This is a genomic window from Geminicoccus flavidas, assembly GCF_009806515.1.
Taxonomy (GTDB): domain Bacteria; phylum Pseudomonadota; class Alphaproteobacteria; order Geminicoccales; family Geminicoccaceae; genus Geminicoccus; species Geminicoccus flavidus.
In genome coordinates this window covers 1-10,765 of the sequence record NZ_WUJP01000210.1, presented here as the reverse complement: position 1 = coordinate 10,765, position 10,765 = coordinate 1, and the positions used below count along the sequence as shown (strand labels likewise).

Annotated in this window: 8 protein-coding genes and 1 pseudogene; all 9 read right to left on the bottom strand. The window is 68.4% G+C overall.

Features of this window, described 5'->3' with window-relative positions:
* Window positions 1-2,617: diguanylate cyclase domain-containing protein (locus EQG76_RS05650; RefSeq protein WP_159711374.1), on the bottom strand; the 2,617-nt coding region annotated here is incomplete at its 3' end.
* Window positions 2,618-2,871: 254 nt separating this feature from the next.
* On the bottom strand, window positions 2,872-4,647 hold the full coding sequence (locus tag EQG76_RS05645; protein ID WP_159711372.1) for a carbohydrate ABC transporter substrate-binding protein: 1,776 nt from the start codon (window positions 4,645-4,647) through the stop codon (window positions 2,872-2,874).
* 89 nt (window positions 4,648-4,736) lie between these two features.
* Window positions 4,737-5,030 carry a DUF2160 domain-containing protein gene (locus EQG76_RS05640; protein WP_235031220.1) on the bottom strand — a complete coding sequence of 98 codons (294 nt, stop codon included), beginning with the start codon at window positions 5,028-5,030 and terminating at the stop codon, window positions 4,737-4,739.
* Between the two features lie 11 nt (window positions 5,031-5,041).
* A complete protein-coding gene (locus EQG76_RS05635) occupies window positions 5,042-5,839 on the bottom strand; it encodes a carbohydrate ABC transporter permease (protein ID WP_159711370.1) in 798 nt (265 codons plus the stop codon).
* On the bottom strand, window positions 5,836-6,708 hold the full coding sequence (locus EQG76_RS05630; protein WP_159711368.1) for a carbohydrate ABC transporter permease: 873 nt from the start codon (window positions 6,706-6,708) through the stop codon (window positions 5,836-5,838). The genes EQG76_RS05635 and EQG76_RS05630 overlap by 4 nt, the downstream gene beginning before the upstream one ends.
* 25 nt (window positions 6,709-6,733) lie before the next feature.
* Window positions 6,734-7,810 (bottom strand): ABC transporter ATP-binding protein, encoded by a 1,077-nt coding sequence (locus EQG76_RS05625; RefSeq protein ID WP_159711366.1) that lies wholly within the window; start codon window positions 7,808-7,810, stop codon window positions 6,734-6,736.
* A gap of 4 nt (window positions 7,811-7,814) precedes the next feature.
* A complete protein-coding gene (locus EQG76_RS05620) occupies window positions 7,815-8,897 on the bottom strand; it encodes an ABC transporter ATP-binding protein (RefSeq protein WP_159711364.1) in 1,083 nt (360 codons plus the stop codon).
* Window positions 8,894-10,408: a glycerol-3-phosphate dehydrogenase gene (gene glpD, locus EQG76_RS05615; RefSeq protein WP_159711362.1), complete on the bottom strand. Its 1,515-nt coding sequence runs from the start codon at window positions 10,406-10,408 to the stop codon at window positions 8,894-8,896. The genes EQG76_RS05620 and glpD overlap by 4 nt, the downstream gene beginning before the upstream one ends.
* Before the next feature lie 154 nt (window positions 10,409-10,562).
* Window positions 10,563-10,765: pseudogene (locus tag EQG76_RS05610) on the bottom strand (DeoR family transcriptional regulator); the annotation flags it as partial.

The following is a 10,765-nucleotide window of genomic DNA, read 5'->3' as shown; positions in this document are numbered from 1 at the left end:
TCGCCCGGCAGGCCTCCTCCAGCACCCAGCGGCCGAGCGGCCGGATCAGGCCGGTGGATTCGGCCACCGGGATGAAGGCCTTGGGCGGGATCGGGCCGCGCTCCGGGTGCTGCCAGCGCACCAGCGCCTCGGCACCCACCGGCCGGCCGCCGCCGATCGAGAACTGCGGCTGGAACACGAGCGAGAGCTCGGAGCGCTCGATAGCGCGGCGCAGCTCGCGCTCCAGCGACTTCTTCTGCAGGACCTCCGCGTTCATCTGCTCCAGGAAGAACTGGAAGCGGTGGCCGCCCTCGGCCTTGGCTCGGTAGAGCGCCAGGTCGGCGTTCTTGATGAGCTGGTCGGGGCTGCTCGCATCCACCGGGAACAGGGTGACGCCCAGGGACGAAGTGATGAACAGGTCGTGGTCGTCGATGGTGATCGCCTGGGCGATCGCGTCCAGGGCCTTCTGCGCCAGGACCGCCGCCCCGTTGGCACCGTTGCGGCTAGAGAGGTCCGTCTGCACGATCGCGAACTCGTCGCCGCCCAGGCGCGCCAGCGTGTCGGTGCTGCGTAGGGTCCGGCGCAGCCGATCGGCCACGATCTGCAGGAGCCGGTCGCCCGCCGGGTGGCCCAGCGTGTCGTTCACGTCCTTGAACTGGTCGAGGTCGAGCAGCATCAGGGCGCCGTGCTTGCCGTCCCGGGCCGCCCTGGCCATGGCCGCTTCCAGCCGGTCCAGCAGCAGGGTGCGGTTGGGCAGCCCGGTCAGGCCGTCGTGATGGACCAGGCGCTTGATCTCGGCTTCGGCGCGCCGCCGGTCGGTCACGTCGCGCAGCACGGTCTGGAAGGCCTGGCGGCCGCCCTCGCGCAGGGCCGAGGTGGTGATCTCCACCTCCACGCGGCGGCCATCCAGCGTGATGATGGCCGTGGCGGCCGGGTCGGTGACGATCTCCTCGTCCTCGGCGCGGGCGAGCTGCTGCTCGAGCGACGGGCCGCCCTCGGGCGTGATCAGCTCCATGAGCTTACGCCCGACCAGGTCGTTGGCGGAGCGCGCCGCCAGGATGCGCAGTGCTGACTGGTTGGCCAGCGCCACGACCCCGTCCTCGTGCATCAGGATCGCGTCCGGCGCGGTGTCGATCAGCCGGCGCCAGCGCTCCTCCGAGGCGGCGCGCCCGGCTTCCGCCGCGCGATAGGCGGTCACGTCGATCAGGGTGACGACCGCACCGGTGATCTCGGCCCGCGCCGTCTTGTGGGCGAGCACACGGACGAGGTAGCGGCTAGTCTCCCAGGACGGAATCTCGATCTCGGCGGGCTCGCCGGTCTCCAGGGTGCGCAGGATCAAGGGCCCCAGCTCGCTACTGCCGAGGCCGGCCATCACCTCGTCGAACGGGCGCCCCTCCGCGGGGCCGTCGAGCCGCAGCATGCGCCCGGCGATCGGCGCGCAGCGCCGGACGCGCAGGTCGCGATCGACGAACACCACCCCGACATCGATCGAATCCAGCAGGCTCGTGATGTCGCCGGTGAGCTGCTCCAGCTCCGCGATCTTCTGGCGATGGGCGCCGTCCACCCGCACGAGTTCCTCGGTCAGCGCCTTCAGGTCGGACGCATAGGCCTCCAGCTCGCCATGGGCGTGCTTCAGATCGTCGAAGGCGGCCTGGAGGCGCTCGTTGCCGAGCTCCAGCCGCTCCACCGCGGCCTTCAGGTGCAGGCGCGAGGCGCTGAGCTGGCTGGCCAGCACCGAGGTGCGGTCCGCGGCGAGATCGACCGGGATCGGGCCAGTCTGGATCGGCCCCTGCAGCGGCCGGGTCGGACCGGCCAGCACCAGGACGTGAGGCGGGCCCTGCTCGGGCGATTCCAGCGGGAGGAACAAGAGATCGACCAGGCAGGTCAGGCCGGGTGCCACGTCGAACGGCAAATGGAGCAGCCGCTGGGGCGTGGAACCCGCCCGGGTGGCCTGGAGGGTTTCGCCGACCGGCGGCTGCATCGCCGGCGGCAGCCCGCCCAGCAGGCATTCCGGGCCCGGCACCTGGACCAGCAGAGGATGGGTGCCGTAGAGCGGCAGGATCCGGTCCTGCGGATCGATCAGGCAGGCGGCGGTGCCGGCGGTTAGCCGCGCCAGCAGTTCGCCGGTCCAGGAAGTGGCAGGCTCCGCCAGCCCCTGGCGGCTGCCCAGCCGGGCGGTCCAGAAATCGGCGAGCCAGCCCGGCAGCCTGGTGGTCGGCATGCTCAGACGCAGCCCGTCCGGCCCGGCCAGTTCGACCGATGTGCCGTCGCCACGTGCGCACAGGCCGCCGGCGGCAAGGACGGCCTCGGCCAGCGCGCTGCCGCCCTGACTGTTGCCCTGGCCCAGCAGGAGGTGGGCGATCCGGTCCGCCGGCCCTAGCGCCAGCCCTGACCTGGAGAGCGGCCGGCCCGGCGGCAGATGCCGCCAGTGGCCGCCGTCCCGGGTGATCCGGGCGGGATCGGCAAGGCGCGTGATCCGGTCCGCCAGGATCGTCTGCGCGGCAGTCCCGGCCTCGCCCGGCAGACCCGTGCCGCTTGGTTCGCCGGCAGGCGGGGGCACCACCAGCAGCCAGGCGATGCCGGACCGATCCGGCCGATGGGCGAGGACGCGCTCCGCCAGGTCCAGTGCCCCCGGCATCGGCTCGACAATGGCCAAAAAGCGTGCCGGAGCATGGGCGGACGACTCGTCATGCTGCCAATCGGCAGACAGTTCTGGCCCTGGTTCGGCGGATATGATCATCGTCGCCCAACTGTCCAATGCTGCCGCAGATTGGTCGAGTGCCGGGCCGGCTTGTCAACTCCAGATTACAAACGGTTAGTTTTATCTCCCGGAAAATGGGAGACCCGGAGCCAGGCACTCCTCCGAGCGCCTGGCTCCGGGTTGCGTCTGGATCAGCCCTTGATGTTGTCGGGCATCACCTTGTTGTCCTTCCAGGCCTGCAGGAGCAGGTCATAGTTCACGGTAACGCCTTGAGGCTCCTCGTTCTCCAGCTTGCGCTTGGGCTCGCCGCCCGTCGCGTCGGCCTTGGTGTACCACTCCTCCGGGTCCACCTCCGGATTGAGCTTAGGCGCGCAGTCGCCGCCGATGCCGGCACGCTCCAGACGGCGCAGCACGTCGTCCTGCTGCTTGGCGAGATTGTCCATCGCCTCCTGTGCGGTCTTCTCGCCGCCCACCGCCTCGGCGACGTTCGCCCACCAGAGCTGGGCGAGCTTCGGGTAATCCGGCACGTTGTTGCCGGTGGGCGACCAGGCGACCCGCGCCGGGCTGCGATAGAACTCGACCAGGCCGCCGAGCTTGGGCGCCCGCTCGGTGAAGCTCTCGTGGCGGATGTCGCTGTCGCGGATCGGGGTGAGCCCGACATGGGCCTTCTTCAGGGACGTGCTCTTGGCCACGGTGAACTGGGCATAGAGCCAGGCGGCCTTGCGCCGGTCGACCGGGGTCGAGGTCATGAGCGTCCAGCTGCCGCAGTCCTGGTAGCCGAGCTTCATGCCGTCCTTCCAGTAGGCGCCGTGCGGCGAGGGCGCCATGCGCCACTTGGGCGTGCCGTCGGCGTTCATCACCGGCAGGCCTTCCTTGGCGGATGCCGCGGTGAATGCCGTGTACCAGAAGATCTGCTGGGCGATCGCCCCCTGGCTCGGCACCGGGCCCGCCTCGGAGAAGGTCATGCCCTGGGCTTCTGGCGGGGCGTAGGCCTTCAGCCAGTCGATATATTTCTGGGTGGCGTAGACGGCGGCCGGGCCGTTGGTGCCGCCGCCGCGGCTCACCGAGGATCCCACCGGGCGGCAGCCTTCCATGCGGATGCCCCACTCGTCGACCGGCAGGCCGTTGGGGATGCCGACATCGGACATGCCGGCCATGGACAGCCAGGCATCGGTGAAGCGCCAGCCCAGCGACGGGTCCTTCTTGCCATAGTCCATGTGGCCGTAGATGCGCTGGCCGTTCACTTCCTTCACATGGTTGGTGAAGAAGTCGGCGATGTCCTGGTAGGCCGACCAGTTGACCGGCACGCCCAGCTCGTAGCCCTTGAGCTTCTGGAACTCCTCCTTCATCTGCGGGTCGTTGAACCAGTCGTAGCGGAACCAGTAGAGGTTCGCGAACTGCTGGTCGGGGAGCTGGTAGAGCTTGCCGTCCGGTGCCGTGGTGAACGACTTGCCCATGAAGTCGTCGATATCCAGCGTGGCGAGCGTGACGTCCTTGCCCTCGCCCTCCATCCAGTCAGACAGCGGCACGACCTTTTGGTAGCGGAAATGGGTGCCGATCAGGTCGGAGTCGTTGATATAGGCGTCGTAGATGTTCTGATCGGACTGCATCTGGGTCTGCAGCTTCTCGATCACGTCACCTTCCTGGATCAGATCATGGGTCATGTTCATGCCCGTGATCTCGGAAAACGCCTTGGCCATCGTCTGCGCTTCGTAGACGTGGGTGTCGATCGTCTCCGATACGATCTTGAAGGACTGGCCCTTGAACGGCTCCGCCGCCTTCTGGAACCAGGTCAGCTCCTCGATCTGCTGGTCGCGGGTCAGCGTGGAGGGCTGGAACTCGTCGATCCACTTGTTGATCGTGGCGTCGGCCGCGTTCGCCCGGATGATCCCGGGCATCGCCAGCGCCGCGCCGGCCATGGCGGTGCCGGAAAGGAAGCGCCGCCGCCCCAGATGCCATTTCGTCATGAGAGACCTCCCTGTCTCTTCCTTGTCGTTCCCGTCGACCACCCGCCGCCGGTCCGGGAACTGGTCCCGGCGGACGTGGCCCGGTGCTGTCAGCCGAAGCGCAGCACGAGGGCGAACCACAACACTGCCAGGATCGACGCCCACCACAAGGGTGCGGCCACCAGAGCGAGCCAGGCGAGGTGGATCCAAGCAGCGCCCAGCAGTCCGATGAACACCCGGTCGCCGCGGGTGGTGGTCATCGGCAGGAAGCCTTTGCGCTCAATCGTGGGATAGGCGAACTGCAGCCCGGTCATGACCAGGAGCAGGAGCGCCACGCCGGCGAAGAACAGCCCCACCGGCATCGTCCAGGCCATCGAGCGGATCAGGGTCGCGAGTGCCTCCACGGCCGCCTCCTCTAGACCCGGCCCAGGGCGAAGCCCTTGGCCATGTAGTTGCGCACGAACCAGATCACGAGCGCGCCCGGCACTATGGTGAGCACGCCCGCTGCCGCCAGCAGGCCCCAGTCCATGCCGGCGGCCGAGACGGTGCGGGTCATGGTGGACGCGATCGGCTTGGCATTCGTCGCGGTGAGCGTGCGCGCCAGCAGCAGTTCCACCCAGGAGAACATAAAGCAGAAGAATGCCGTGACGCCGATGCCCGCCTTGATCAGCGGCAGGAAGATCCGCACGAAGAAATGCGGGAAGGAGTAGCCGTCGACATAGGCGGTCTCGTCGATCTCCTTGGGCACGCCCGACATGAAGCCTTCCAGGATCCAGACCGCCAGCGGCACGTTGAACAGGCAGTGCGCCAGCGCCACCGCGATATGCGTGTCGAACAGGCCAAGTGCCTGGTAAAGCTGGAAGAACGGCAGCAGGAACACCGCCGGTGGCGCCATCCGGTTGGTCAAGAGCCAGAAGAACACGTGCTTGTCGCCGATGAAGCGGAAGCGCGAGAAGGCGTAAGCTGCGGGCAGGGCCACGCTCAGGCTGATCACCGTGTTCATCACCACGTAGATCAGCGAGTTGACATAGCCCATGTACCAGGACGGATCGGTCAGGATCGTGTGGAAGTTCGCCAGCGTCGGCTCGCGCGGGAACAGGGTCAGACCGCTCAGGATCTCCTGGTTGGTCTTCAGCGACATGTTCACGAGCCAGTAGATCGGCAGCAGCAGGAACACGAAATAGACGACGAGTGCGATGCTCCTGCCCTTCATGCCCGCTCTCCCGTGCCCATCCGGGTCATGACGTTGTAGAACACGAAGCTGAGCGTCAGGATGATCAGGAAGTAGATGATCGAGATCGCCGCGGCCGGGCCCAGATCCATCTGGCCGATCGCGATCTTGGTGAGATGGATCGACAGGAACGTCGTGGCGTTGCCGGGCCCGCCGCCGGTGACGACGAACGGCTCGGTATAGATCATGAAGCTGTCCATGAAGCGCAGCAGCACCGCGATCAGCAGCACGCCGCGCATCTTGGGCAGCTCGATATGGCGGAACACCTTCCAGGGTGTGGCCCCGTCGATCGCAGCCGCCTGGTAGTAGGCATCCGGAATGGCGCGCAGGCCGGCATAGCAGAGCAGCACGACCAAGGGCGTCCAGTGCCAGACATCCATCACCACGATAGTGAGCCAGGCGGCAACCGGGTCGGAGGTGTAGTTGTAGGGGATGCCCAGCGCATTCACGAGCCAGCCGCCCAGCCCGATATCGGCCCGCGCGAACACCTGCCAGATCGTGCCCACCACGTTCCACGGGATCAGCAGGGGCAGCGCCATCAGCACCAGCGCCAGGGACGCCCGCCAGCCGCGCGCCGGCATGGCCAGCGCCAATGCTATGCCCAGCGGGATCTCGATCAGGAGGATCACGAAGCTGAACACGAACTGGCGGATCAGCGCGCCATGGAGGTCGTCGTCGGCGAGGACGCTCTCGAACCACTCCGTGCCGACCCAGTAGCGGTCCTGCGGGCTGAAGATGTCCTGGAAGGCGTAGTTGACCACGGTCATCAGCGGGATGATCGCCGAGATCGCGACGATCACGAACACCGGCAGGACCAGGAACCAGGCCTTGTTGTTCTCGATCTTGTCCATGGCCAGCCTCCCCGTCGTGCTCGTTCTAGTGGATCAGGCGATCGTCCAGATAGAGTCTGGTCCAGGCCGGCGGCAGGCGCAGGAAGGCCTGGCCCGGCATGACCGGCGCATCCTCGGACAGCTTGGCCATCACCGTGGCGCTGCCTAGCTTGGCGGTCACCAGTGCGTAGTTGCCGAGATCCTCGACCCGCTCGACCGCGACCGGGACGCCGTCGGCACTCGGGCCGGCGGTGATCCGCAGATGCTCCGGGCGGATGCCCAGCTCGATCCGGCCCGCGCCCGGCCCCACCAGCCCGTCCGGCAACACATGGTCGGTGCCGGGGATGCGCAGCCCGTGGCCGTCGCGCTCCAGCGGCACGAAGTTCATGCCGGGCGAGCCGATGAACCAGCCGACGAAGCGGTGCTCCGGCCGCTCGAACAGTTCCTGGGGCGTACCGACCTGCATCACCCGCCCAGCATGCATCACCACGATCTTCTCGGCGAAGGTCAGCGCCTCGTTCTGGTCGTGGGTGACATAGACCAGCGTGCGCCGGTAGCGCTCGTGGACCTGCTTCAGCTTGCGCCGGAGCAGCCATTTCAGGTGCGGGTCGATCACGGTCAGCGGCTCGTCGAACAGGATGGCCGCCACATCCGCGCGGACCAGGCCGCGGCCCAGCGAGATCTTCTGCTTGGCATCGGCCCCCAGCCGCCGGGCTGGCCGGCGCAGGTCCGGGCCCAGCTCCAGCATGGCCGCGACCTCCTCGACCTTCTGACGCACTTCCGGCTCGGCCACGCCACGGTTGCGCAAGGGGAAGGCCAGATTGTCGAACACGCTCATCGTGTCGTAGACGACCGGGAACTGGAACACCTGGGCGATGTTGCGCTCGCCCGGCGACTTCGCGGTCACGTCGTGCTCGTCGAAGCGGACCCGGCCATGGGACGGCCGGAGCAGGCCGCTCATGATGTTGAGCAGCGTGGTCTTGCCGCAGCCGGATGGGCCCAGCAAGGCATAGGCGCCGCCGTCGGCAAAGGCGAAGTCCATCGGCTGCAGCGCGAAGTCGGATGGCTGCCGGGGATCCAGACGATAGGCGTGGCCCAGGCCCGCCAGCGTGATCTCGGCCATGAGCTCAGCCCCCCCGGCCGCGCGCCGGTGCCGCCCGCACCCGGCCATCCGGCCCGAACGCATAGAGCCGGGTCGGGTCCAGATAGACGGTCACTGGCTCGCCCAGCCCATGCTCGTGCACGCCTTCCTCCTGCACCACCCAGTCCAGCCCCTCGGCATGGACGTGGACGAAGGTTTCCGAGCCGGAGATGTCGGCCAGTTCCACCCGCGCGGGCAGGAAAGGGAGGCCGGGCTTGGGCCGGAGCGCCAGGTGGAGGGCACGGATGCCGAAGCGGTAGGCACCGTCCTCGAGCATGCCCAGATGGCCGGTGAGCGGCAGCTCCAGCCCCTGCGGGAAGCGGGCCGTGCCGCCCGTCACCTCGACGTTCACCAAATTCATCGGCGGGTCGCTGAACACCTCCGCCACCGCCTCGGAAGCCGGATGGTGATAGACCTGCGCGGTCGGCCCCGCCTGGAGCACCCGGCCCTCATGCATCACCAGCACCGAGCCGCCCATGGTCAGCGCCTCGATCGGCTCGGTGGTGGAATAGATGACCACCGCACCACGCCGCTCGAACAGGGCGCGCAGCTCGGTGCGCAACTCCTCGCGCAGCTTGTAGTCGAGATTGACCAGGGGCTCGTCCAGGAGCAGCAGGCGGGCGTCCTTGGCCAGGGCACGGGCGATCGCGGTGCGCTGCTGCTGGCCGCCCGACAGCTCCGCCGGCAGCCGGTCCAGCAGGTGGTCGATATGGAGGAGGCTCGCGACCTCGCGCACCCGGCGCTCGATCGCGCCGCGCTCCTGGCCCTTGAGGCGCAAGGGCGAGGCGATGTTCTCGAATACGCTGAGCGAGGGGTAGTTGATGAACTGCTGGTAGACGAAGGCGACGCTGCGTTGGCGCACCGGCACGCCGGTCACGTCCTGCCCGTCCTGGAGGATCCGGCCGGCACTCGGAGCGTCCAGCCCGGCCATCAGCCGCATCAGCGAGGTCTTGCCGGCACCGGTCGGCCCCAGCAGCACGTGCAGCCCCGGCTCGAGCAGGGCATCCACCGGATGAAGATGGATGCTGCCGCCGACCGTTCTGGCGATGCCCTGGAGCTGGAGGCTCATGCCGCGTCCACCGCCGATGCCGCGTGCGGTTTCTCCAGCCGCGCCCGCAGGCGCTGCACCTCCTCGTCCTTGAAGAGGAGGCCGAGCTTGCTGCGGCGCCACAGAATGTCCTCGGCCGTGCGGGCCCATTCCTGCTCCACCAGGTAGCCGACCTCCGCCTCGTGCAGGTCGGCGCCATAGCAGGGGCCGAGATCGTCCAGGCGCTGTGCATCGCCCAGGATCAGGGCGACGCGCGTGCCGTAGGCCGCGACCAGCCGCCTGGCCAGGCGCTCGGGCAGCCAGGCATGGCGACGGCACAGCTCGGCCGTGAACGTGTCGGGATCGGCCAGATCGCCGCCCGGCAGGGGCATGCCTGCGGTCCAGTCGATCCGGTGCACGCCCAGGAGCGGTGCCAGCTTCTGCACCGCGTGCTCGGCCAGCTTGCGGTAGGTCGTGATCTTGCCGCCGAAGATTGAGAGCAGGGGTGCCGCGCCGTCCGGCGCGTTCAGGTCGAACGTGTAGTCGCGGGTCACCGCGGACGGGTTGGCCGAGGCGTCGTCGTAGAGCGGCCGGACCCCGGCATAGGACCAGACGATGTCGCTCTCGGCGATCGGCTTTTTGAAGTGGCGGTTGACCACCCGGAGCAGGTAGGCGGTCTCCTCGGGCGAGATCCGCACGTCCTGCGGCTGGCCGTTATAGGGGATGTCTGTCGTGCCGATCAGGCTGAACTCGCCCAGCCACGGGATCACGAACACGATGCGCTTGTCGTCGTTCTGCAGGATGTAGGCGTGCGGGCCGTCATGGAGGCGCCGGGTCACGATGTGCGAGCCCTTGACCAGCCGCACCCGGCTCTTGGTGTCGAGCTTCAGGTCGTGCTGGAGGAAGTCTGACACCCAGGGGCCGGCGGCATTGACCAGGCCCCGCGCCCGGACCGTGCGCACCGCACCGCTGGCCCGGTCCTCCAGCTCCGCCACCCAACGCCGGCCCTCGCGCGCCGCGTGGCGGCAGCGCGTGCCGGTCAGGATCTCCGCACCCAGCGCCTGGGCCGCCAGCGCGTTCAAGACCACCAGCCGGCTATCGTCGACCTGGGCATCCGAATAGTAAAAGGCCTGCTTCACCCAGTCCTGGAGCGGGCGGCCTTCCGGCGTGTCGCCGAGCGGTGCGCGGCCCGAGGCCAGCAGGATCTGGCGGCCGCCCAGATGGTCGTAGAGGAACAGGCCCAGCCGGATCATCCAGGCCGGCCGCTGCTCCGGGCTGTGCGGCAGCACGAAGCGCAGCGGCCGCACCAGCATCGGCGCCGCCCGCAGCAGCACCTCGCGCTCCAGCAGCGCCTCGCGCACCAGCCGGAACTCGTAATATTCGAGATAGCGCAGCCCGCCATGGATCAGCTTGGAAGACCAGGACGAGGTATGCGCGGCGAGATCGTCCTTCTCGCAGAGCAGCACGGATAGTCCGCGGCCCGCGGCGTCACGGGCGATTCCGGTACCGTTGATGCCGCCGCCCACCACGAGTAGGTCGAACTCTTCCTGCATGCCCCGCGCGTCTCCACAGTTCCTCGAGCGGCCGATGCCGGTGCCGCCATGAAGAGGAACGTGTCGTGCCCGGCTGTTCGCCGCCCTGATGCTCTGAGGCGTATCGTGGTTGCCGCGGGTTCACAAATGAAAAGTCGCTGGGCGAAAACGAACTTCAGCCCGGCACGTCGGCGACATGGACCCGCACGTCCGCCGCCGCCAGCACCGCCTGCCAGGGCTCGGGCGGTGCTTGGTCGGTGAACAGGTCCTGGACCTGGTCGAGATGGCCCATGCGGACCAGGGCCTTGCGCCCGAACTTGCTCGCGTCGCAGGCGAGCAGGACACGCCGGCTGTTGGCGACGATCGCCTGGGCCACCC